Raw genomic sequence first — 25,010 nt, forward strand, 5'->3', positions numbered from 1 at the left:
GAAAAATAAGGCGGTATTTTGCAACAAGATGGCAGAAAGGCAAGTAAAAATGGGGAGAAAAAAAGCAGCAAGGCTGTAAACACCTTGCTGCAGAGGATAATTATCCTTGTTTACGTCGACGTAGACCTAACAGCAGCATCGCTGATAAACCCACTAAGCCAACCGAACCACCACGCATATTCAGATCAATTACCGCAGGATCATGGTCAGAAGAACGGTAATGGTCTTGATACTTAGGCAAATCACCTTTGTACTCATCGTTATAGTCAAACAGCGTCGACTCCGCCGCATTGATGTGCCACTCAGTGGCATCAACGACACGCTTCGACAAGCTTGGACTAATAAGGATATGGTCGAGCGCGCCGACTTCATCATTGTATGAGTAACTCCAACCTTGTGGATGCATCTCTCCGAGTACGTTGACGTAACCATAGCTGTGGTCAATGACCGCACCGTCATCACCAAATTGCTCTTGCTCACCAATAAAGGTATTGCGAGCAGCACGAATGGTTTTGCCATACTTCTCTTGACTGTAGTCAGTCAGAATTAGCAGTGGATCTTCTTTTCCATATGCATTGAAGTCACCCAAGACAATTTTATGTCCTTTAACCGCTTCCAACGCATCACCTAACGCAACAGCCGCTGCGACACGGAAGTTTTCACATGACCCTTGCTGATCAGTATCTTTGCCTGCTTGACCACCTTCAGCAACAGGAGCTGCATCTTCCCAACATTTAGAGCCTTTTGATTTGAAGTGATTGACCGCTACCGTCAGCTTCTCCTTCGCCCCTTTCACCTTAAAGGTTGGTGCCAGAGTATTACGTTGATAGTTCTTACCGTCTTCAATTACTTTGCCATCGTCATCCAGCACTTCAGGCGCAACCTGACGAGGCATTTCCAATACACTAACTTGTTTTAGTTTCACTTGCTTAGGACGATAAATAACGCCAGTTGTAATGGCATCGCTACCCACTGCATCAAGCTTATCAATGACACCATCTTGATTGCTGTCTACCGAAACGAAGTCATAGTGCAATTTCTTGTTATCTATACGAGCGTTAAGCTCTCTGACTAACTGAGCAATGGCTCCATTGTCACCAAAGCCGTTGTTCTCTATTTCCATCAAACCAACAATGTCGGCATCAAGCTTGATAAGCGCATTGAGTATTTTCTCTTGCTGGACTTCAAACTCAGCAAAGTTGCTAGCACCTCGATTGCTGCCGAAGCGGTTTTCATCACCACCGAATGGCGAGGTAAAGTAGTTAAGAACGTTAAAGGTCGCAACACGTAGGTCTTTCTTGTTCCATGGCTGCTCAGCAAGCTCAGGAGCTTCAGTGCGCGGTGTATTACGAACGAAGTTATCAGCAGAAATAGTATTCGTCACAAACAGGCGGTAATCACCGTAGCTGTACCCAATGACCCCTTCAATATCGAACAAGGTATCGTTGATACGAATGTAATCTTCCGTGCTGCCATCTTGGTCCACATCGGTACGACCAAATTCAGGGTAGTACGGCACTTTGCCATTTGGTGCTGCCGTTGGTGACTCAACAAATAGTCGACGTAAGCCGTTATCTTCGCTTTGCGCTTTAGCTTCATCAGAACCTGCGGCAAACTGCTGATTTGGATGTAGATTCACGCGTTCATGCGCCAACACCATATTGTTGCGACGTGCGCCATAGTCATAGCCAAAGGTGCGACTAATACGCATATCAAGCGCTTTTGGTAGGCGTACTAGCATGCCTTCGTAACGCTCTAATGTCTGCTCAAAGTTCTCATCGGACTCAAGCACTTCAATTGCTGTCGCTTGTGGGGCAGCTTGTTCTCCTTGCTTAAACCAATCTTGTTCATTGAGCTTAAGCTGAGTCTGTCCATAGAACTCTTGGATTTGACCACGAACACAAACCAAATCGCCAGCAGCTAGGCTTGGATTTGCTTGAGTGTAAACATACAAACCATTAGACGTTAACGGGTTATGATCATCCTGCAATGCCTCTAAATAGAAGCCTTGATTAATGCCCGTGCTTACCGCCGAGACCACGCCTTGAACAAAATACTGTTCACTAGTGATATATGGGTAGCCATTGATATAAGGAGAACTGCTGCCTTCACCCTGAATCGCTTGAATGTCAGTAAAGGTTGGTGCAGAACCGTTGTCGAGACATTGGAAAGGTGCTGGTGGTGTTAGGTCCTCCAACTGACCTAAACCGGTAACATCGTTCTTACTCAGTGTTGCCCATTGTTCTGGTTGGTAAGTCACCGATGGTTGATGATAAGGCGTGTAACGCACTAAGGTTTTATCTGCACCAAAGTTGTCGCCCATCGTGCCAATCATATCGATGATTTGGCCATTGCTATCCATCAGTGCAATCGGGTCGTCACCATTAAAATTCAATACTTGATCAGAGGTTGAAAGCGTTGCGACACCCAGAATGGCATCGTCTGCGCGAGAGTTTGCGAACACAAGTACTGACTTAGCTGGAATGACATAACTAGAGAGATCTAGTGTGCTCCAACTGCCGTTCCCATTTGGCGATTTAGCCAGTTGGTAACCCACCAACTGAACTTCTGAGTCACCAGAGTTGGCTATCTCAACTGCCTTGTTATAACCACTTCCCTCCACATATTGCGAAAGAAAGATCTCTGCGTTGGCACCTCCGGCTAATGCGGACGCTATCGCTAACGCTAACCACTGCTTTTTATTTGTGCGTGTCATCATTCACCTCGAATTAACTGGCAATGTTATCCCTTGCCTTTATTGCACTTTGTTGAATATAAAAATGATTATTTTCGAGACGAGTGTTGTCATTTAGAGTGCAAATGAACAATGAATATTCAGTTAACTGAGATACAGCTCTCATTCAAAGTTTGAACAATTTAGCCTGTGCCAAAAATTCAACAGGAAACGTTAGTAAGAGAATGCAGTGCGATAACACAAAAAAAAGCCCTTTGGCGAACCAAAGGGCTTTTCAATATCTGGAGTATAACTTGTGCTATGGGCGAGTCACAAAACCTACCGCTTTGTAGGCTTCAGCCAGTGTCACTGCTGCACGAGCAGAGGCCTTTTCAGCGCCTTGGCGCATGACTTCATCCATATAAGCACGGTCGGCACGAATACGGTGGTATTCCGCTTGAATTGGCTCAAGCATAGCAACCAGCGCTTCACCTACATCTTTCTTAAACGGACCGTACATCTCCACACCAGCATATTGCGCTTCAATTTCTTCAAACGTTTTGCCCGTTGCTGCAGAGTAAAGGCCCATTAGGTTAGAGATGCCCGCTTTGTTTTCCCAATCGTTGGCAATGCGTGGCGGTGTCTCAGCATCGGTTTGCGCTTTATTGATCTTCTTGATGATCGACTTAGGCTCCTCGAGCAGAGTAATCACGTTCTTACGGTTATCATCCGACTTAGACATCTTCTTAGTCGCATCTTGTAAGCTCATGACACGAGCGTTCACCGTTGGGATATAAGGCTCGGGAATAGTGAAAATCGGTGCTTCAGGGCTGTAGATATTGTTGAAACGAGTCGCGATATCACGCGCTAACTCTAAGTGCTGCTTCTGGTCACTACCCACTGGTACTTGGTGTGCACCGTAAAGCAGAATATCTGCAGCCATTAGCACTGGATAATCATAAAGACCAACGTTAACGTCATTAGCGTAACGCTGTGATTTGTCTTTAAACTGAGTCATACGATTCAGTTCGCCCATTTGGGTATAACAGTTAAGAAGCCAACCAAGTTGAGCATGCTCAGGTACGTGTGACTGTACAAATAACGTGCTCTTCTTCGGATCAACACCAACTGCAAGGCAGATTGCGAGTGCGTCTAGTGTTGCTTCATGCAGTGCTTTTGGATCTTGACGAACCGTAATCGCATGAAGGTCAACAACGCAGTACTGGCAATCGTAATCATCTTGCATCTGTTGCCATTGACGTAGAGCACCCAAGTAGTTTCCGATACTTAGTTCACCTGACGGCTGAACACCACTCAATACGATGGGTTTGCTCATGATAATGATTCCTTCGACTTCTTAACGAGATAATTAGGATAATGAAAAACCGCGTAATTCCTTACGCGGTTCTAGCAGTGTACTCATTGGCGAGTATATTTCTAGTACTTTACTTGGCTTTTCACTCAGCAACGCACTTTTTGTCGCGATTTAGCTGTCAATTCCCACGGCTTCAAGCACTTTCGACACGATATCAGCAACAAAGTCAGGGTTCGCATTGGCAATAGGTTCACCGTGGTTGTAACCATAAGTGAGTCCGAACGCTTGGCAACCTGCGTTACGCGCCGCCAAGATATCGTTTTTAGAATCCCCGACCATCAACACTTGTTCGGCAGATAACTGCTCTTGCTCCATCAACCAATGTAATGCAATTGGATCCGGTTTGCGTTTCGGGAACGCATCGCCACCCAGTACATGCTTAAAGTACTTATCAAGCTTGTGTTGCTCTAGCAATTCTGGAACAAACTTCGATGGTTTGTTGGTGAGTAGAGCTAAAGTAAAGCCATTCGCCACCAAGGTATCCAAGGTTTGATGTACAGCTGGATACAAGTGACTTAGCTTATGCCCACTAGCTTTATAAAAGTCATCAAACAAAGTACGAGCCTTCGCGAGCAACTCCGGCGACAGTTCAGGGTCAACAGTGATACTTTGGCTTAATGAACGACCAATTAAAATATCGGCACCGTTACCTACATAGTCACGAACTTGTTCTTCGGTGACACTCGGATAACCTAACTCTTGAACCGCCTGATCAGCCGCTAATGCCAAATCAGGTACGCTGTCGAGTAACGTCCCATCTAAATCAAAAACAACGAGTTTAATTGCGCTCATGTCTACTAATTCCAAATCTATTTGCTGTTTACTTTTGCCAGTTCAGCACGCATCTCGTCGATAACTTCTTTGTAGTCTGGACGATTAAAGATAGCGCTACCGGCAACAAACATGTCTGCACCCGCTTCGGCAATTTCTCGAATATTATCGACTTTCACGCCACCATCAATTTCTAAGCGAATGTTACGACCAGAAGCATCAATGCGTTTACGAACCTCACGTAACTTGTCTAACGTCGACGGAATGAAAGATTGACCACCAAAGCCTGGGTTCACTGACATCAGTAGAATCAAGTCCACTTTGTCCATGATGTAATCAAGGCAAGAAAGAGGCGTTGCTGGGTTGAGTACTACACCAGCCTGACAACCGTGTTCTTTAATAAGCTGCAGTGTACGATCTACGTGCTCAGACGCTTCAACGTGGAAAGTAATCATACTCGCACCAGCTTTAGCAAAGTCAGGAACAATGCTATCGACAGGTTTAACCATTAAGTGAACATCGATTGGAGCGGTAATGCCGTAGTCGCGTAGTGCTTTACATATTGGCGCACCAAACGTCAGGTTAGGAACATAGTGATTGTCCATCACATCAAAGTGAACCACGTCAGCACCCGCAGCGAGTACTTTTTCAACGTCCTCACCTAGGCGAGCAAAATCTGCAGAGAGAATGGATGGAGCAATTAAAAAGTCTTTCATACCTAACCTCAGTTGAATTCAAAGCAAGCGAGTATCGCCAAGTTCGCGCAATTCTACCGAAGCGGTTGATTAAATCCTAGCCCTTACCAAGCAGTTATTGATCTTGTGGCTCAAATAACGCCAATAATTCGTCAACCTTATTACGACCTGCACCATTACGGCTGATGGTTCGCTTAACCTTGACCACATTCAGTTGCGCACCGTGATACAGGCGGCGTGTCAAAGTGGTGTCGTGGTTAGAAATCAGCACCGGAATACCACGATCAAACGCGGCGTGCTCAGCCACGTCAGCAAGCGCTGCTTGGTCATCAAGACTAAACCCATTACCTGCATAAGAGGTAAAGTTGGCTGTGTTCGATAGTGGTGCGTATGGCGGATCGCAATATATTACGCTGCCTTTGCGCGCTCGTTTAAAGGTGTCGTGATATCCTTCGCAAACAAACGTGGCTTTCTTCGCTTTCTCAGCAAAGAAAATCAGCTCATTTTCTGGGAAATACGGTTTTTTATAAGAGCCGAAGGGCACGTTAAAGCCACCTTTTTTGTTGTAACGGCACAAGCCGTTAAAACCAAAACGGTTCATATAAAGAAAGGCGACGGAGCGAAACAAGACGTCGTCAGTCTGATTAAACTGGGCGCGAATATCCAAATACACTTCTTTGCGATTGTGTTCAGCAGTGAATAGGCGCTTTGCTTCAGCGACGTAGGTCTCGGGATCTGTTTTTAACAGATTATAGAGGTTAATTAAATCGGGATTGATATCGGCAAGTAAATACTGATCGTAGTCAGTATTTAGGAAGATAGACCCAGCACCAACGAAAGGCTCTACCAGCTTTCTTGCGTCTGGCAAATGCTTTTGAATGTCTTCAACCAAGCCATATTTTCCACCAGCCCACTTAAGAAAGGCGCGTTGCTTTTTCATTACTTGCTCTATCTACTGCCACCCCAAAAATTAAGGCTGGGGAATATATCATAATTCAATTTGTTATGTTGACCTTTCTAGCAGAAAGGTCAGCGAAAATCACCCACAGTGTTCACTGGAAGGTTACTCTTTCCAACGAGTAATTTCTCGCTGTACTTGGCTAAGAGATTTTGGCCAAGGTCCAAGAGACTGGATTTCTTCCGGTAACGCTTCCGCTGCATCACGTGCTGTTTGAATACTTGGATACACATCGTAAGTCACGATGTACCACTTCTCATCTCCACGCAACGTTGGATAAACACGGACTGGTTTGTCAAACGTGTGTTGGTTCAAAAACAACTGAACGTCTTTTAGCTCAGTCATCGCGGCGATTTGCAACGTGTAGTTATTTGCAGGCAAGGCATTGAGTTCTTCACGCGCGAAGGAAAACGTAATTGGAGTCTGCAGTTTCTGCGCACTATCTACGTCAACTACTTCCACTTTTGGTGTGACCACATTTTGAACCTCAGCAGCTTTTGCTACTGCGACAGCAGTATTGTCATCTAATAAGGCATCTACAACGTCCGAGGTAATTACTACGCGCTCTCCAGATTCTGCTACACCGACACTCGCGGTTTCTGATGTTACCGAAGGCGGTAGCGAAGCGGTATCATCCGTGGGTTCTAACTGGGACGGCATTTCTTTGTTAGCCCCTTCCGCTTGTTCTTCAGTAGCGGCATCGACTGGCCCATCTAAGGTAGGAATCACCGTTTGCTCAATCGGTACTTCGCTAGGCTCTGTGCTCTGCGGCGTTGGCGATTTTAGTAGCCAGCTGTAACCTAAAAATAGCAGCAAAACGATAACTGCCACTGTTGCTGCAATCTTGGCAGGTGAACCAACCAATGAACGAATAATCACCTTCTTTTCCATTTTTTGCTCTCCTAACGCCAAAATTTCACCCGGAAGCGGTTTAATGCTAGTAAACGCGCTTTTGACTCTTTTTTCAACGCTTTCATCAATATAGCGCAGCACCAGAGTATCAAAAAAACGCTCAGCCTCCGCGTCGGTCAGTTCATCAACATCCAACTCTACCGGTTTACTATCAAGGCCATGACTCAATCGCGCTAGTCGAGAACTGAGCGAATCGCTAGCACTGAATAATACGATACTTATGTTCTGTTTAGTGACATGCAAAGAGGCGGTATACAGCAGCCATAGCTCGGCAAGTAAGGCTTGTGAGATGTGCTGAGCATCATCGACAACAATAACAATATTGCTCGCCTCACCCTCCAGAATACGCTCAACGCTGTCATGCAGTGAGTCGGTAGCGCTGTACATTGAATGAGGAAAGAGTTGACGAAGAATATTACTGCGGTTCACTTCATCATCTTGATTCGCGAAACAGGTAATCAGTGATTGATTTTTGCCATGTGCCCAGGCTTCGAGATAGCGGTGTGCAAGCCAAGTTTTTCCGGCGCCAGATTCACCTTTGATAACGACAAAACTCGACGCAAATTGAGTCAGTAGCTGCACACGCTCTAGTAGTTGGGTCTGCGAATCTAATTCCAATACTCGCAGCTCATACGACAAACTCATTCTGATCCTATCTACCTAGTCATTAAACCTAAAAAAGGCCCCATTACGGAGCCTCACATCTAACTTACCTTCAATAGCATCGACAATATCGAACTACTGTCGGCACAAGTCGATAGCTTGTTTGATGATGTCACTCGGAACGTCAGAAACCACCTGAGCAGTACCAATAGACGTTGGTAGCACAAGGCGTAACTTACCCGATAAGACTTTTTTATCACGCATCATATGCTTGATAAAGTCTTCAAAACTCATTGATTCCGGAGTGTGTACAGGCAATTTAGCGCGCTCTAGCAAAGTGATAATACGGGTCACTTGCTCTGCGGTTATATCACCAAGCAAATGCGCAGTATGGGCGGCCATAGCTGTACCGGAAGAGACTGCCTCTCCATGTAACCATCTACCATACCCTAGTTCTGCTTCAATCGCATGACCAAATGTATGACCTAGATTCAATAACGCGCGAATACCCGACTCTTTCTCATCTTGAGCCACAACCTCAGCTTTAATCTGACAGCAGCGAGCAATAGCATAAGTCAGGGCTTGTTGATCCAATTCATAAAGCTTATCGAGGTTTTGCTCTAGCCATTCAAAGAAGGCTTCATCATAGATGATGCCATACTTGATCACCTCAGCAACACCCGCGGCGAATTCACGCGCTGGTAAGGTCTTAAGACAGTTGGTATCAATGATGACAGATTGAGGCTGATAGAAAGCACCAATCATATTTTTGCCAAGCTCGTGGTTAACGGCGGTTTTGCCGCCCACAGATGAGTCGACTTGGGATAATAGCGTGGTTGGGATTTGAACAAAATCCACGCCACGTTGATAGCAAGCGGCAGAAAAACCGACAAGATCGCCAATCACACCACCACCAAGGGCAACAACTACCACATCACGACCATAGTTACCTGACAGTAAATGTGTCATGACCGTATTGAAGATGTCTAGTGTCTTGTATTGCTCACCATCAGGCAGTTCGAGTAATGAGGTTTTGCAACCTTTGTTATCAAGCTGCTTCAGAATAGCATCAGCGTAGAGGGGGGAAACGGTGGTGTTAGTGATAACAACCACTGATTTTCCGTCTGGAATTTGGGCAAATTGAGCCGAGTCATTAAATAACCCGGCACCAATTGAAATTGGGTAGCTACGCTCACCAAGTTCGACCGTAATCCGTTCCATGGTTTGCTCTCCTATTGAAGAAAGAAAGTTAGACTTGACCTTCTTCTAGCATTTTTACGATCTGGTTGGCTACCACTTTTGCACTTTGATCATCAGTACGAACCACATAGTCCGCCACATCTTTGTAAAGATCATTGCGCTCGTCCGCTAAAGACTCAAGTACTTCGCGCGGGTTGTCCGTTTGAAGCAGCGGGCGTTTTTTGTCGCGATTTGTGCGAGCAAGCTGTTTTTCGATGGTTGTTTCAAGATAGACAACAATACCACGCGCAGAAAGGCGATTACGGTTGTCTTTACTTTTAACTGAACCACCACCTGTAGCAAGTACAATACCTTGCTGTTCGGTTAGATCGTTAATAACGGTTTCTTCGCGTTTGCGGAAACCTTCTTCACCTTCAACGTCAAACACCCATGCGATGTCTGCGCCTGTACGCTCTTCAATTACTGTATCAGAGTCAACAAACTCCATGTGTAGTTGTTGAGCTAGGTGTCTACCGATTGTACTTTTGCCGGCACCCATAGGGCCAACAAGAAAAATATTACGTTTCTCAGCCATGTTTAGCATTAATTTACAACGTTAATTCAATGACATCGCCACAAGAAAAGACCGAAAAGGAGCCTCGGAAAAAGGGCTTGTGGCACCAATTCCTCACAGATAAGTCGTGATAAGACCCGAAATTATCAAGGTAAGGTGCCTTGAATGCAACTTTATTTTTAGTCCTTTTGAATTATTTGATACTTTACAGATAGTTACTGAGTAATAATCTTAGGAGTTACGAAGATCAGTAACTCATTCTTACCGATGTTTTCATAGGTTCGTCTAAATAATGCCCCCAACCCCGGAATATCACCAAGAAGTGGCACTTTATCTACCTTGCTGGTCATGGCATGTTGAAAAATACCGCCTAACACCACAGTTTCACCATCGTTAACCAGAACTTGAGTTCCTATCCTTTGAGTATCAATCGCCACTGTTTCACCCTCTAAAGTTTTCAACACTTCTCCAACTCTGTCTTGAGTCACATCTAAGTCGAGAATAAGGCGATTGTCGGGTGTGATCTGCGGAGTCACCGTCAAAGAAAGCACCGCTTTTTTAAACTCAACCGCTGTCGCTCCACTCGATGTCGATTTCAAATAAGGAATCTCTGTTCCCTGCTCTATATAAGCAGACTTTTTATTGGTAGTGATAAGACGTGGACTAGATATGATTTCGGCTTTCGATTCACTTTGTAATGCGGACAACTCTAGATCAAGTAACGTATTTGAGCCGAGGCTTGCTACTTGAAATGCGATACTGGCGGCATTGTCAGACAGCGCACCCAAGTTAACATTAAGGAAGTCATCAATGTCCACCTCTCCCCCACCGATGCCTGAGGAAGCAAGGTTACCTTCTATCGTACTGCCGATCGTGGTGTCACCATTTATCGATGTATAACCCCATCGTATCCCCAACTCTTCAATATTACCCTCTTTGATAGTGACCACTCGCGCTTCAATTTGTACCTGTTTCACGGGTATATCGAGTGAGGCAATGATCTCTTTAATTACCCGAAGATTATCCGGCAGTTCTCGCACCAATAAGGCGTTGGTGCGCTCATCGATAGCGACTGAACCTCGTTCAGATAACATACTGACATCACTATCTCCACCAATCATGGCCGCTACATCCGCCGCTTTAGCATAGTTAATGTTAATGATTTCCGATTTAAGTTGACCAATTTGCTCGGCCAAGCGCCCCTTTTCTAACGCTTGCTTCTCTTGTAAATCCAGCTCTGCTTTAGGTGCCACTAAGATGATGTTGCCCTTTACTCGTTTATCTAACCCTTTTACTCGCAGGATAATGTCGAGGACTTCCGTCCATGGCACGCCATCTAAACGCAGGGTTAAGTTGCCTTGGACACTATCGGATGCCACTAAATTAAAGTGGTTATAGTCAGCCAGAAGCTGCAATACACTGCGCACAGGAATGTCTTGGAAATTGATTGAAGTGAGCTTGCCACTATGACTACCAAACAGTTTTTGTTCATCACTTTGTTGCTGAAGCAGAGGTAAAATTGTCACTTTCAGTTGTTTACCATGCATCGTATATTGATATTGAACTGCCGTGACCGTCTCGACAAAGATCCGAACATCGGGACTGTCATCAAATAGTTCTATCTGATTCACTGCGGTAGAAAAATCCGTAACATCCAAAATCGCTAGCTTGTCTGACGCGATTTGGGTTTGCTTTACCACAATATTTATTCCTTGCGACTCGGCGCTAATATCCACAACACTGCCAGCATGAGAAAGCTCAATAACGACTACTGCACGCTTCTGTTTATCCAGTTCAAATGAGACATCAACAAGTTGATTAGTTTGAGGAATGGCGATCAAATCCGTACTGATGAACAACGCCCACAAATAGAATGCCCACCTCCAAATGGACAGCATTTTTCTCGTCACTGTTTGTATCTCCATTACTTCAGTGCCAATGTGATTTGCCGTTGACGCCAACACCCTAATCCATCGGGAAGCGTCTCATGAATAATTAGCTTATCTGCTGTTATCTGTTTAATTAGGCCGCTGTTTTCACCTATGTATTGTCCCGCGCTCACTGTCACTATTCGATTTATAGGTAAAGCCACTAGTCCTCTGCGCTGCTCCCCTTTCCCCATCACTCCTTTCAATTGCATGTCATTAAGCGAGTAACGCTCTAAAGGCACTTTGCTACGGATCTTAGGCTGCCAGCAAGATAAGTTGGCCACAGATTGAGAGTGATTCTGAATCATTGCAGGCAAGTCAAAAGGCGAGCTCCGATTTATGGGCGTAAACTTAATAACCTCGATAGTAGGGAAAAAAGGCGTATCGGCTTGTGTTGTTTTCGCCTCTCGCAACACCTGAGTAACGAACTCATTCAATGAGTCCTGTTTTGCTCGACAACCCATTAACACTGCAATGCTGATAAGCATTAAACTAATTCTTACCAGCATCGCCTTTCTCCCCAAAATCCTCATGCAGTTGATAGGTTGCAGCTTGAACTCGGAAATGTAATACACTGCTTTCCTGACTCACTCGCTGCCACTCAGCATCTTCGATAAGCACCATTCGAGACAACTCGGCAATGGCCTGACTAAAGTGACCAATGTCGTTGTAATTTCCGGTGAGTTCTATATTTATTGGCAGCTTATAGAGAAAGTGCTCCGAAGCGCGCTTGCCCCAGTCAATTCGAGTGAAAGTGAGTTGGTTGTGCAGCCCTTCTTGGTTGACACCGGCAAGTAGTGTCGCGAGTTCTTGTTGAACTGGTAATAAATGAAGTAACCGTTGATAGCGACTTCTCACCAGCTCAAGTTGCTGCTTTTTATTAGGCAGGTTCGCCGTTTGCGCAACTACTGTTTTTAGCTCTAGTTTTAACCGTTGTTCCAACTGCACAGCTCGTTCTAACTCATCAGAATAAGACTTTGTTGAAAACCAAAACCATGCATAACTCGATGACATGAAAACCAATAGGCCGATAACAAGCTGGTAGTTAAATGGCCAATCTTTTATGTCATCCAGTTCAAAGTCCAACACTTGTCGTTACCCCACTTCTTTCGACTGAAATATCTTTAGTGCTGGCGGCAACAAAGTACTCAGAGATACTTGAAACGAGAGTTCAAATGCTTGGTAGCTTTTATCAAACCGCTGACGCCCATGAACAATAGAGTGAATTTCGACATAACTAACGGTGGGTTCCTGTTCAAATCGTTCCAACATTTCGGCCAGCAGCGCTGTATTTTCACTGATACCAAACAATTTAAAACGCTTTCCTCGCATACGAATCTTATCGATATACACACCTTGAGGAATCAGGGCTGGAATCAGATTCATTACTGCTGTTGTTTTGCCTCGTTCCGCTTGCAGTGTTTGTACCAACTCTAGACGCTGCAGAAGATTTTCGTATTGAGTGGCTACATCCGATAGCTGATTCATCCGCAGCCTTTGCTCAGTGATAGCCTTTTGAAGATAGACAACACGCTGATTCTGAATCGCCACCTCCGACTCGAAATGGTGCAGCGCCAATGTAGAAATAAAGTAGCCACCTAATACAGCAGTGATGCTCAATATTACAAAGCGCTGTCGGTGATGACGACGCTGCTGCTCACGCCAAGGCAGTAAATTAATCACTGACATTTAGTGCTCCTGAGTCCAGTGAATCGCGTTAAGCGCGATGCCCAACGCAGTAGCATAAGTACTGCCTAATTTATATTGGTTATCACTCAGCGAGGTGAGATAGTCACTGATGCACTCAACGCTCATATTGGTGCGGGTGGTAATCAAGTCCACCACATCGCTGTCTTGAACATGACCACCGGTAAGGAACAGCCCTCCAACTTGATGTCCTTCAAGCATGGAACGGAATAATTGTAATTGCGCACTCACTTTATGCAGCACGGTCCCAAACTGCGTTGAAATAGCGGAGTTATAAGGCGCTTGAATAGCGAGATGAGCGTCTTGATCGCACGTTATGCTCCAAGCTTTGTGCAGCTCTAAAGGCAGTTGAAACGGCGGCAGTAATGACACATTGGTCTGTCCTACATCTAGTAACACCCAATTACTGAACTGTGGGTAGGTCGTCAGCACTAACTTCTGAACACTGCGCAACGCATGAATATTAGTGCTAATCAGTTGTGGTTTAAAACCAAGTGCTTTGACTACTTGAGTCCAGTTATCAATGATATTGTGACGCGCTACATGAACTTGATAGGCTGCTGTCTCTTGATTGGGATGTGGCTCGTTTTGGGGTGGCACAGCGACATAGTCAATCGCTAAAGCCTCTGAATCATACGGCGTTTGATAGCTCATTGCTTGGTGAACGGCATACTCAAGTTCATCATTAACAAGTCTAGCGTCCAAGTTAATCACTTTACTCACCACGGTACTTTCTGGAATCGCTATGGCTGCCTGTTTACGGAAAATGGGCACGATCTTTCGGAGAATTTTAAGTTTCTTAACAGTTTCTTGATGTTTGAGCGTATAGGGATCAGCGAAAATGGCGGCGCAACCATTAAGCTCTAGTTGGTTTACAATTTTGATGTCAGAACCTTCATACGTCAGCACGACTGCTTTCGTACTGTGATGACCGATATCGATACCTGTAATCCATTTTCTTGCCATTTAAATAACCTCAACGAATGCATTAACAATGTGAAAAGGTTGAGATCGACGCTCAAATAAGCGTTAATTAACCCTAATAGGTAAATTTTTGGTCTAGAGTACAAGTAATTGCCTACCCATAACCTTAATTAATCAGGGAATCTCCGGTGAAGTTCATAAAGAGACTGTTGGTTTTTGCATTGATTTGCATGCTGCTTGGAGTCGGTACCATCTTCGGGTTTTACTACTACGTAAAACCTGAGTTACCCGACGTTGCAACGTTAAAAGATGTACAGCTACAAACTCCAATGCAGGTGTTTAGCCAAGATGGGAAGTTGATCGCACAGTTTGGCGAAAAGCGTCGTATTCCAATATCTTACGATGAGATCCCTCAAGAGCTTATCGATGCGCTGATTGCGACGGAAGACAGTCGCTACTACGACCACTATGGTTTTGACCCAATTGGTATTACACGTGCTGCAGTAGCCGTCATTGCTTCTGGTAGCGCGTCTCAAGGTGCGAGTACCATTACCCAACAGTTAGCTCGTAACTTCTTCTTATCTAACGAGAAGAAGGTCATGCGTAAAATTAAAGAGATCTTTATTGCGGTACACATTGAGCAATTGCTAAGCAAGCAAGAGATCATGGAGTTGTACGTCAATAAAATCTTCCTAGGTTATCGCTCATACGGCTTTGGTGCAGCAGCACAAGCTTATTTTGGACGCGACCTTAAAGATCTAACGCTAAGTGAAATTGCTGTGCTGGCTGGTTTGCCTAAAGCGCCATCAACAATGAACCCGATCTATTCGGTCGAACGTGCAACGCAGCGCCGCAACGTGGTGCTGTCTCGTATGTTGTCAGAGAAGTACATCACTCAAGCGCAATTTGATGAAGCTCGTGCCGAACCTATTATTTCTCAATATCATGGTGCAGAGATCGAACTCAGCGCACCTTATGTAGCAGAAATTGCTCGAGCTTGGATGGTAAATCGCTATGGTGAAGCAGCATATGAATCTGGTATGCGCATCACCACAACAATTGACTCTAAGCTGCAAAAAGCGGCTCATATTGCAGCCATCAAAAACTTGCTTAGCTACGATGAACGTCACGGTTATCGTGGTGCTGAAAAAGTACTTTGGAAACCAGACCAAACAGCAATGAGTCAAGAAGAGATCGCCAAACATCTTCGCAGCCAACCAACGTATGGCGAGCTACGCCCAGCCGTTGTTGAGAAGGTCGAAGGTAAAACAGCTACGGTATACGTTAAGAGCTACGGCGAGCAGACCATTGATTGGGACAACATGAAATGGGCACGTAAGTTTAGAACCGATGACCGTCAGGGCGATGCACCAAAAACAGCGTCAGATATCGTAGCGGTTGGCCAGCAAATTTGGGTGCGCGCTGCCGATTTAGACGGTACGCCAGATGTGGCTCTTGAGGATAAAGAAGTACAAACCGAAGAAGGCGAGACACCAGAACCTGTAGCGATTACATGGCGCTTAAGCCAAGTTCCGAATGCAAATACCGCTTTCGTCGCTATCAACCCTGAAAATGGTGCTGTGCTTTCTTTAGTTGGTGGCTTTAACTTTGTTCACAGCAAGTTTAACCGTGCTACTCAGTCGGTGAGGCAAGTAGGTTCTAGTATCAAACCATTTATCTATGCCGCTGCATTGGATAAAGGGATGACACTGGCAAGCCTAGTCAATGATGCCCCAATCAACAAATGGGACAAGAGTGCAGGTACCGCATGGCGCCCGAAAAACTCACCACCGACCTATACTGGCCCTACTCGTCTAAGAATTGGTCTAGCACAATCTAAAAACGTCATGGCTGTACGCGTACTACGTGAAGTTGGTTTAGATGAAACTCGTGATTACCTGACTCGTTTTGGCTTTGATAAATCGAAGCTACCACGTTCAGAAACGATTGCTCTAGGTGCAGGTAGTTTGACACCTATCCAGATGGCACAAGGTTTCTCAGTGTTTGCCAATGGTGGCTACTATGTAGAGCCTTATTACATAAGTAAGGTTGAAGACCCATTTGGTAAGGTCGAGTTCGAAGCGAATCCAAAAGTAGTGTGTCACCAAGACTGTCCAGAAATGCAAGCACCAGAAATGAACAGTGCAAGCAATGATGACAACAGTGCAGCACCAAGCATTGAAGAAGCGACAAATGCGACAGAGCTAACACCAGTCGACATCGCTCAGTTCAATGAGGAGGACATGAACTCGGACGAACCACGCTATGCGCCAAAAGTTCTGTCGGAACAAACTGCGTTCTTAACTCGAGAAATGCTCTACAGTAACGTCTGGGGTGGTGGTAACTGGCGAGAAGGTACTGGCTGGAACGGTACTGGTTGGCGAGCTCAGAAGCTCAAGCGTCGTGATATCGGCGGTAAAACCGGTACGACTAATGACTCGAAAGATGCATGGTACAACGGTTATGGTCCAGGTATTGTTGCCACTGCGTGGGTTGGTTTTGATGACCACCAACGCAAGCTAGGTCGCACCACAGCAAACCCGAACTTAGGTAAAGACCAAATTACTGGCGCAGAAGCTGGTGCTAAGACTGCGCAACCAGCTTGGGTTGACTTTATGCATGTTGCTTTAGAAGGTCATCCTCAACAAGCGAAGCAAATCCCGAATGACATTACCCGTGTTCGTATTGATCGTGATTCAGGAATGCTAACCAATAAGACCGATGGTTCTACCATGTTTGAATACTTCAAAATTGGTACCGAACCAAAAGAGTATGTCCAAGACAACCTTACTGACACCTTATATTCAAGCGATGAATCGGGTGGCGATAGTCTGTTCTAAGTTTGAACGATAAATAAGAAAAAAGGGGCGTTTACGCCCCTTTATGATATCTGAGAGTTGCTATTTAGAGCAGTCTCAAAGCTAGCCTGATCGTTAGCTTAAATACTCGGTAATCGCCTTAGCCAACTTTTCAAACCTTGCGCGAAGCGGCGAACCTGGTCGATAAGCAAGGACAATACTTCGAGAAGGCGTTGGATTAATCGCAGTCACATAACAAACACCATCTTTCACTTTTTCAGTCGGTAAGGAGAGCTCTGGCAATAAAGTAATACCTGCGCCAGCTGCCACCATATTTCGTAGCGTCTCAAGGCTCGTCGCTTTAAAACGCTCATCATCCCGAGCGCCAGCAGCAAAACAGAAGCCTAACGCTTGGTCGCGTAAACAGTGTCCATCGCCTAATGAGAGTACGGTCTGGCCATTCAACTCTGCCATTTCGATCTGGTCCTTGTTAGCCCATTCATGATCACAAGGTACAGCCACACTCATTGGCTCGTTATATACTTCAATTTCTTTAAAAGGTGCCGTTTCGGGTACCGAAGCCAGAACTAAACAATCCAATTTACCTTCTTCCAACTGTCTTACTAGCTGATGAGTTTGCGCTTCATGCAAATAAAGCTCTAGCTCCGGAAACGCATCTTTCAGTTTAGGGATGATTTTAGGAAGTAAATAAGGTCCAACGGTGGGAATGAAACCAATGTGCATAGGTCCAGTCATTTCACCACTCTGCCCTGCCGCCATCTCACGAAAGGTTTTTACTTCTTTTAACACACGCTTAGCCTGCTCCACCAACTGCAAACCCGCATCGGTGAATAACACTCTTCGACTGCTGCGTTCGAGCAGTGACGTGCCAATTTCATCTTCGAGTTTACGAATTTGACCACTTAAGGTCGGTTGACTGACAAAACATGCCTCAGCAGCCTTACGAAAGTGCTTATGTTCCGCTAGAGCGACGAGGTACTCAAAATCGCGAATGTTCATTGCTGACTCCGATAGAATATAGCTATCGATACCATAACAATAAACGATTAGAACTATCAATCCATTTTTTTGATAATGGTCTCAACGAAGCACAGCAGTAAGCGCTAAGCTCACAGAGATTTTCAAGTTAATCGAATTTAAGATTCCATAAGGACAAGATTATGTTTGCATCTAAAGAAGGCCAAGCCGTTCCTCAAGTGACATTTCCAACTCGTCAAGGTGACGCATGGATTAATGTAACCACTGATGAACTTTTTAAAGGTAAAACGGTTATTGTATTCAGCTTGCCGGGTGCTTTCACACCAACTTGTTCTTCTAGCCACTTGCCACGTTACAATGAACTGTTCCCAGTCTTCAAAGAACATGGCGTAGATGAAATTCTTTGTGTGTCTGTAAATGATACATTTGTAATGAACGCTTGGAAGAACGACCAAGAAGCAGAGAACATTACCTTCATCCCAGATGGCAATGGTGACTTCACTGAAGGCATGGGTATGCTGGTTGAGAAAAACGATCTTGGCTTTGGTAAGCGCTCATGGCGCTACAGCATGTTGGTGAAAGATGGCATCGTAGAAAAAATGTTTATCGAACCAAACGAGCCGGGCGACCCGTTCAAAGTCTCTGACGCAGATACTATGTTGGGTTACATTGCACCTGATTACCGAACTCAAGAATCAATCACAGTATTCAGTAAGCCTGGTTGTCCGTTCTGCATGAAAGCAAAACAGAACCTGATTGACCACGGCTTGCAGTATGAAGAGGTCATTCTGGGTAAGGATGCAACAACGGTAACACTGCGCGCTATCTCTGGTCGTACTACAGTTCCGCAAGTCTTTATCGGCGGTAAACACATTGGTGGTAGCGAAGAGCTAGAAGCTTATCTAGGCTAAAGCTTCTTACACTCAAATAGACACTAAAAAAGCGAGTCCCATATGGGCTCGCTTTTTGGTTTCATCTTAGGGTAGCTTTTGGCTTACTTTGTCTCAATTTCAGCAGCAATAACAGAAATCTCTACCAACAGCGCTTCACGGGCCATATCACCAGTCACACACGCACGAGCTGGAGCAAAACCAGCGGGAACCCAAGCATCCCATACTGCGTTCATTGCTTGGAAATCTTGCATGTCTTTTAGGTAGATAGTTGCCGACAGCATGTGCTCTTTGTCACTACCCGCTTCCAAGAGCAACGCTTCAACCTTATCGAGCATGGTTTGTGTCTGCTCTGTAATATCTTTCGTCGCGTCCGCACAAACCTGACCACATAGGTAAATCGTACCGTTGTGCTTAACAATGCGGCTCATGCGCTCTTTCGTATGGATGCGTTCAATCATTCTTCTCTTCTTAGTCTCAGAGGACGGCTTATAGTGAAACAGGAAAGCGTATTCTAACGGATTCGATAGAAGTTCAACACGGCTACACTGTGACATGCTTGGCGATAACAGAATTCAATCAAGGATTTGGCCAAACGGCAGAAAGAAAAAAGCCCCGTAGTCAACCTTGACTCGGGGCCTTCTTAGATTCTTCTAAGAAAAAGCAGTGGTACTTTAATAGACCGCGCCTTTTCTTATTTGTTCCCAGAAAAATGATCTTTTTTTAAAACTTTTTCGATCTTTTTCTTACTCAGTTATTTTTCAATGAGTTAGGCAACATTCATCTTAGTAATTATTTGCTCTACTAAGTTAACTTCCAACGCTACCTCATCACAAGCATGCTGTCTTGGACACTGATCACAGTCTTTCAGAACTTTCTCAGGCAATAGCGTCTTCGACGTTGGAATGAAATCATGCTTCATAAAGAACTCTGGCGTACGAGTTAGTACAAAGACCTTCTTAATCGCCATCTTACGCGCTTTCTCAACCAGGTGTTGCACAATAGCAGTACCTTGCCCTTGACCTTGCCAACCTGCTTCGACACCTAGTGAGCGAATTTCAGCCAGTCCTGAGTCATACACATACAAGGATGCACAGCCTGTTACTTCCCCATGATGTTCTGCTACCGCAAATGAGCCAATGTCACGCACCAATTCATTACGACTGCGCGGTAAGTTCTCTCCAAGGTTGGCCCAATAAGCCACCATGCTTTCCAAAGCATCGATATCAGTGAGTCTTGCAGAACGGACTTTCACTGCCGAGTTATCACGAGCACTTAGACGCTTTTCTGCCTGATCAACTGCATAAGCCACTTGCTGAGGCGCAACACCACCTAAGGCACTACGTTTCTCAAGACAGCTTTCAATAGTAAGAATGTCATACACGTCTTGTTCAATGACTGGAGAGAACTCTTGCAGCTCAGCAATAGATAATTCTTCTAGAGCACAGCCCTTAGCAATTGCACTCACCACCGCAACGCCAACAATATGGTGCGCCTCACGGAACGGAATACCTTTAGCAACCAGATAATCAGCAAGCTCGGTCGAGTTTGCGTAACCTTGCTTCGCCGCTTCAAGAGTACGTTCACCATTTACCTTGATACCATCAAAACACAGTGCTGCCATTTCCATGCAGTCGTTCCAGGTATCTAGTGCATCGAATAGACCTTCTTTGTCTTCCTGCATATCTTTATTGTAAGCAAGTGGCAACGCCTTTACTGTCATCATCATGCCAGCCAATGAACCGTAGACACGGCCCGTTTTACCACGAATTAACTCAAGCGCATCCGGGTTCTTTTTCTGTGGCATTAGAGAAGAGCCAGACGTCACTGTATCTGCGAGCTCAATGAAATTAGATTCACCAGAGTTGTAGAAGATCATGTCTTCAGCGAGACGAGATAGGTGCAACATCGAGATAGATGCGATAGACATCAGCTCCATAACATGGTCACGGTCTGATACGGAATCCAGACTATTACGTGTTGCTCTTCTGAAACCAAGGTTATGAGCTAGCTGCTCACGATCCATCGGATAAGCCGTCCCAGCAAGTGCTCCTGAGCCTAATGGGCATGTATCCAGACGCTTGATAGCATCTTCCAAACGCGAATAATCACGCTCAAACATCTCTACGTAAGCCAAACACCAATGTGCAAATGTCACCGGTTGAGCACGCTGCAAGTGAGTGTAGCCAGGAAGCACAGTATCTTGATGGACTCTCGCCACCTCAACCATTTGCGATTGCAGTCTATCTAAACCGAGTAATAGCTGTTGACCTTGCTGACGACACCATAACTTTAGATCGGTCGCTACTTGGTCATTACGAGAACGTCCAGTATGCAGTTTTTTGCCGAGGTCGCCGACTTTGCTAATAAGCTGTTGTTCAACCCAGCTATGAATATCTTCCGCATCAGAGCGTAAGATTTGCTTAGGGTTCTCCATGACCTCAAGCTTAAGTTCGTTTAATGCCAACTCAAGCTTTTGCTGTTCTTCCTCAGTTAATACATCCACCGATACCAGCGCTTTTGACCAAGCAATTGAGCCAACAATGTCTTGCTCAGCAAGTCGGTAATCAAAGCGCAATGAATCATTAAAGTCTTTGAATCTCGTATCTGCTGCTTGGGTAAATCTTCCGCCCCATAATGCCATCGTGTCTCTCCTAACTGCTCAATCTTCACTGCTTTATTCGGCTTGAATCTGATGCAACTCAGTTTCTTTATTGTTAGGGTTCAACTTACGGCAAATTGAATTAAAAATAAAGTAAAAATTCATTTATTTCACATAAATATTCAAAACAAATCAATTTAGTGACTGACGTTGCGGCAAAAAACAAGAAACCCATTTGATATCAAATGGGTTTCGTTATTTCAATCAGTATAGCGAAGCATGCGATCTCATGCAGGGTGATATGAGATTACTTTCTCTTCACTTCGTTAAGAGCACGGATACGGCTTGAAAGTGAGTACAGGCGGATAAAGCCTTCTGCATGACTTTGGTCATACACTTCATCTTCACCAAACGTAGCAAACTCTTCGCAGTACAGGCTGTTCACACTGCGTTTTTGCGTCACAATCGCTTGACCTTTGTATAGTTTGATAACGACTTCACCGTTAACGTCTTGAGCAAGCTCTTCTGACGCTGCAAGAATTGACTTACATAATGGCGTAAACCAACGACCATCATAAACAAGGTGCGACGCTTTAATGCCTAGCTCTTCACGGAACTCAAACGACGTTTTATCCAAAACAAGTTGCTCAACCGCACGCAGCGCTTCCATCATAATAGTGCCCCCCGGAGTTTCATAACAACCACGAGACTTCATACCAACCAAACGGTTTTCAACGATATCAATACGACCAACACCGTGCTTCGCGCCTTTCTCATTTAGGTACACTAGCGCATTGTATGGCGTCATTTGCTCGCCATCGACAGCAACGACTTCACCTTGTTTTACTTCTAAAGTCACATACTCCGCTTCGTTTGGCGCTTGCTCTGGGTCAACAGTCCATACCCAGCAATCTTCATTTGGTGCATTCCAAGTATCTTCTAGAACACCACCTTCTGTAGAGATATGCCATGCGTTCGCATCACGTGAGTAAATCTTGGTCAGAGAAGCAGTACATGGAATATTACGCTCAGCCAGATAGTCTAAGCACTCCTCACGACTAACGAGATCCCATTCACGCCAAGGTGCTATCACTTTTAGGTCAGGAGCAAGCGCTGCAAATGCACCTTCAAAACGAACTTGGTCATTACCCTTACCTGTACAGCCATGACACAGTGCGTCCGCGCCTACTTTACGTGCCACTTCAACCTGAGCCTTCGCAATGATAGGACGTGCCATTGACGTGCCCAGTAGATATTTGCCTTCGTAATACGCACCCGTTTTTAACGTAGGGAAGATATAATCTGCGACCATTTCTTCTTTAAGGTCAGCGATGTAACACTCTGATGCACCCGATGCTTTGGCTTTTTCTTCAATGCCGATAAGCTCTTCTTCGCCCTGACCAACATCCGCCACAAATGCTACAACTTCACAGTCATAGTTTTCTTTTAGCCATGGAATGATCACAGACGTATCCAGACCGCCGGAATAGGCTACAACAACTTTTTTTACAGATGGTTTGCTCATGTTTCTCTCCTTGTCCGAGCCTGATTTTGGCGGTCAGTGCCTCGGGTTACTCAACTATTCAGATAACTGTTTTAACAAAAATTAATTGGGTACGAACTGGGTGCCGATGCTTTTACCAGCAAACAATTCGACTAACTTATTCGGATAGCGCCACGTGGCGACTTCAATTGGACGGCCAAGATCGTTCGCCGCTTCCAGAGCAGCTTGAACTTTAACGATCATGCCGTCGGTAATCACTTTGCCTTCAATCAAGGCATCCGCCTCTTGCTGAGTTAAGCTCGGCAACAAATGACCTTTGCCATCTAATACTCCACTCACGTCAGAGAGCAGGACTAATTCCGCATCTAATGCACCCGCTACAGCAACAGCCGCTTGGTCCGCATTAATATTCATTAGCTGACCTTGGTTATCAAGACCGATGGAGCTAATGATAGGCAGAGCACCGGTTTTGAGGACAGCTTGTAATACCGCAGGGTTACCTGGTTTCGCACTACCAACAGCACCTAGTTCAGGATCTAACTCGCTCACTTCACACAAGCCGCCATCAGCAAGACTCAAACCTACCGCATTAATACCTGCTTTGATGGCATCACCTTGAAGCAACTTGTTGGCCGTACCAGCCAGTGCGCCAGCAATTAATGGAATTTGGTCGTAAGGAGTAACACGTAGCCCTTGCTTTTTTACTGTTGGAAGATTCAATTGCTTCATTAAATCATCCACCAGGTAGCCACCACCATGAACAATCACAATCTCTCGTTGTGCTTGTTTCTGATAGTCGGAGATTGCTGCAAACAGTTTCCCCAGTGTCTTTGAACAAGACAGCGCAGCACCACCTAATTTGATAACTAATGGTGTATTTTGATTACTCATTCCGCGTTCCTCGCTCTAGATAAGTGCCGTTAACTGGGCAAACTGGTTTTTAATGTTTAGGCATTGCATTGCTTGGCTCGATGCCCCTTTTAGCAAGTTATCAATGGCTGAAACAACGATGATATGTTGACCCTGTAGCTTCCAACCTAAGTCGCAGAAAGGGGTGTTCTCAACATCTTGAATTCTTGGAATCACATTATCTTTAACGCGTACACCAGGCTGTCCTTGATACGCTGACGCGAATGCAGCTTCAACTTGTTCCTCAGTCACACCCTCATTGAGCTTCATGGTAATCGTTGCAAGGATGCCACGTTTAAAGCTGCCTAAATGAGGCGTAAAGATCACATCACAACCTAAGTGTGTGGCAATCTCTGGCTGATGTCTGTGATTGAACAACCCGTATGGTTGCAGGCTCACTTCACAAAAACTATTGCTCATGGTCGCTTTACGGCCCGCACCTGTCACTCCACTAGTGGCGTTAATCACTGGCCACATTTGGGTATCGATAATACCAGCTTCCAGCAAAGGCTTAATCGCCAGTTGCGAAGCGGTTGGATAACATCCCGGAACAGCAACTAATTGAGCCTGCTCGATATCTTGTGCATTCCATTCAGCTAAGCCATACGCCGCCTTGTCCAACCAGCTTTCATTTTGATGCTCAAAGCCGTAGAACGTGGTATAAAAATCGTCGGCTTTAACCCTATAAGCACCTGATAAGTCAAACACTTGGCAACCTTGTTCTAAAAATTCTGGTGCCAAGTCATGACTGACTTCATGCGCTGTGGCAAGAAAAACAATATCGCATTCACCTGCCGCCTTTTTGACGTCGTTTAATGGTTGAACCGACATATCGACTAAGCCTGCAAGTTTGCCATGCAGTTGTGAAATCGGCTTACCTGCATCCACACTATTGGCGGACACGTATAAACCTGATAGCGTGAGTTCAGGGTGTTTTGTGACCATAAGAGCGAGCTCCGCTCCTGTGTATCCTGTTGCGCCAATAATGGTGGTTTTCAGCATTTCTCT

Annotated in this window: 21 protein-coding genes; 2 read left to right on the top strand and 19 right to left on the bottom strand. The window is 45.2% G+C overall.

Annotated features, from left to right (window positions below; genetic code table 11):
- Positions 1–100: 100 nt before the first annotated feature.
- The 13 genes from MMA19_RS21530 to pilM form a co-directional block, all read right to left on the bottom strand.
- Entirely contained in the window at positions 101–2,719 is a 2,619-nt protein-coding gene (locus tag MMA19_RS21530; protein ID WP_240207183.1) for an ExeM/NucH family extracellular endonuclease, read from the bottom strand.
- 274 nt (positions 2,720–2,993) lie between these two features.
- Positions 2,994–4,010 carry a tryptophan--tRNA ligase gene (gene trpS, locus MMA19_RS21535; protein ID WP_038230950.1) on the bottom strand — a complete coding sequence of 339 codons (1,017 nt, stop codon included), beginning with the start codon at positions 4,008–4,010 and terminating at the stop codon, positions 2,994–2,996.
- Positions 4,011–4,160: 150 nt separating this feature from the next.
- Entirely contained in the window at positions 4,161–4,841 is a 681-nt protein-coding gene (locus tag MMA19_RS21540) for a phosphoglycolate phosphatase (RefSeq protein ID WP_240207184.1), read from the bottom strand.
- Positions 4,842–4,858: 17 nt separating this feature from the next.
- The gene (rpe, locus tag MMA19_RS21545) at positions 4,859–5,536 is read right to left on the bottom strand and encodes a ribulose-phosphate 3-epimerase (protein WP_006074826.1); all 678 of its coding nucleotides are present in this window, start codon (positions 5,534–5,536) and stop codon (positions 4,859–4,861) included.
- A 94-nt stretch (positions 5,537–5,630) separates the two neighbouring features.
- Positions 5,631–6,455: a Dam family site-specific DNA-(adenine-N6)-methyltransferase gene (locus tag MMA19_RS21550; RefSeq protein ID WP_006074827.1), complete on the bottom strand. Its 825-nt coding sequence runs from the start codon at positions 6,453–6,455 to the stop codon at positions 5,631–5,633.
- Between the two features lie 123 nt (positions 6,456–6,578).
- Entirely contained in the window at positions 6,579–8,030 is a 1,452-nt protein-coding gene (locus tag MMA19_RS21555) for an AAA family ATPase (protein WP_088876313.1), read from the bottom strand.
- Between the two features lie 93 nt (positions 8,031–8,123).
- Positions 8,124–9,209, bottom strand: coding sequence for a 3-dehydroquinate synthase (gene aroB / locus MMA19_RS21560; protein WP_240207185.1), 1,086 nt, complete (start codon positions 9,207–9,209; stop codon positions 8,124–8,126).
- Positions 9,210–9,237: 28 nt separating this feature from the next.
- Positions 9,238–9,762, bottom strand: coding sequence for a shikimate kinase AroK (aroK, locus tag MMA19_RS21565; protein WP_038231065.1), 525 nt, complete (start codon positions 9,760–9,762; stop codon positions 9,238–9,240).
- 194 nt (positions 9,763–9,956) lie between these two features.
- Positions 9,957–11,666 (bottom strand): type IV pilus secretin PilQ family protein, encoded by a 1,710-nt coding sequence (locus tag MMA19_RS21570; RefSeq protein ID WP_240207264.1) that lies wholly within the window; start codon positions 11,664–11,666, stop codon positions 9,957–9,959.
- Positions 11,666–12,178: a pilus assembly protein PilP gene (locus MMA19_RS21575; RefSeq protein ID WP_240207186.1), complete on the bottom strand. Its 513-nt coding sequence runs from the start codon at positions 12,176–12,178 to the stop codon at positions 11,666–11,668. Before MMA19_RS21575 ends, MMA19_RS21570 begins: the two co-directional genes overlap by 1 nt.
- Positions 12,162–12,758, bottom strand: coding sequence for a type 4a pilus biogenesis protein PilO (gene pilO / locus MMA19_RS21580; protein WP_239921057.1), 597 nt, complete (start codon positions 12,756–12,758; stop codon positions 12,162–12,164). The genes MMA19_RS21575 and pilO overlap by 17 nt, the downstream gene beginning before the upstream one ends.
- Positions 12,759–12,764: 6 nt before the next feature.
- Positions 12,765–13,358, bottom strand: a complete 594-nt coding sequence (locus tag MMA19_RS21585) for a PilN domain-containing protein (protein ID WP_240207187.1) — start codon at positions 13,356–13,358, stop codon at positions 12,765–12,767.
- Positions 13,359–14,342, bottom strand: a complete 984-nt coding sequence (pilM, locus tag MMA19_RS21590; protein ID WP_240207188.1) for a pilus assembly protein PilM — start codon at positions 14,340–14,342, stop codon at positions 13,359–13,361. It lies immediately after the preceding gene.
- 146 nt (positions 14,343–14,488) lie between these two features.
- On the opposite strand from pilM, the gene MMA19_RS21595 reads away from it, so the two are divergent.
- The gene (locus MMA19_RS21595; protein ID WP_240207189.1) at positions 14,489–17,140 is read left to right on the top strand and encodes a PBP1A family penicillin-binding protein; all 2,652 of its coding nucleotides are present in this window, start codon (positions 14,489–14,491) and stop codon (positions 17,138–17,140) included.
- A 93-nt stretch (positions 17,141–17,233) separates the two neighbouring features.
- Here the strand turns inward: MMA19_RS21595 and oxyR are convergent, their stop codons facing one another.
- Entirely contained in the window at positions 17,234–18,118 is an 885-nt protein-coding gene (gene oxyR, locus MMA19_RS21600; RefSeq protein ID WP_006071140.1) for a DNA-binding transcriptional regulator OxyR, read from the bottom strand.
- A 161-nt stretch (positions 18,119–18,279) separates the two neighbouring features.
- Here oxyR and MMA19_RS21605 point away from each other — a divergent pair, with 161 nt between their 5' ends.
- Entirely contained in the window at positions 18,280–19,008 is a 729-nt protein-coding gene (locus tag MMA19_RS21605) for a redoxin family protein (protein ID WP_240207190.1), read from the top strand.
- Positions 19,009–19,091: 83 nt separating this feature from the next.
- Here the strand turns inward: MMA19_RS21605 and MMA19_RS21610 are convergent, their stop codons facing one another.
- From MMA19_RS21610 to argC, 5 genes are all read right to left on the bottom strand, one after another.
- Positions 19,092–19,448 (bottom strand): RidA family protein, encoded by a 357-nt coding sequence (locus MMA19_RS21610; RefSeq protein WP_006071144.1) that lies wholly within the window; start codon positions 19,446–19,448, stop codon positions 19,092–19,094.
- A gap of 308 nt (positions 19,449–19,756) precedes the next feature.
- Entirely contained in the window at positions 19,757–21,631 is a 1,875-nt protein-coding gene (gene argH, locus MMA19_RS21615; RefSeq protein ID WP_062463057.1) for an argininosuccinate lyase, read from the bottom strand.
- 265 nt (positions 21,632–21,896) lie between these two features.
- The gene (locus MMA19_RS21620) at positions 21,897–23,114 is read right to left on the bottom strand and encodes an argininosuccinate synthase (RefSeq protein ID WP_006071150.1); all 1,218 of its coding nucleotides are present in this window, start codon (positions 23,112–23,114) and stop codon (positions 21,897–21,899) included.
- Between the two features lie 81 nt (positions 23,115–23,195).
- Positions 23,196–23,984, bottom strand: a complete 789-nt coding sequence (gene argB / locus MMA19_RS21625) for an acetylglutamate kinase (protein ID WP_240207191.1) — start codon at positions 23,982–23,984, stop codon at positions 23,196–23,198.
- A gap of 15 nt (positions 23,985–23,999) precedes the next feature.
- Positions 24,000–25,004 carry an N-acetyl-gamma-glutamyl-phosphate reductase gene (gene argC / locus MMA19_RS21630; protein WP_240207192.1) on the bottom strand — a complete coding sequence of 335 codons (1,005 nt, stop codon included), beginning with the start codon at positions 25,002–25,004 and terminating at the stop codon, positions 24,000–24,002.
- Between the last annotated feature and the right edge of the window lie 6 nt (positions 25,005–25,010).

This window comes from Vibrio sp. CyArs1 (assembly GCF_022432925.1).
In the GTDB taxonomy this organism is placed as follows: domain Bacteria; phylum Pseudomonadota; class Gammaproteobacteria; order Enterobacterales; family Vibrionaceae; genus Vibrio; species Vibrio mediterranei.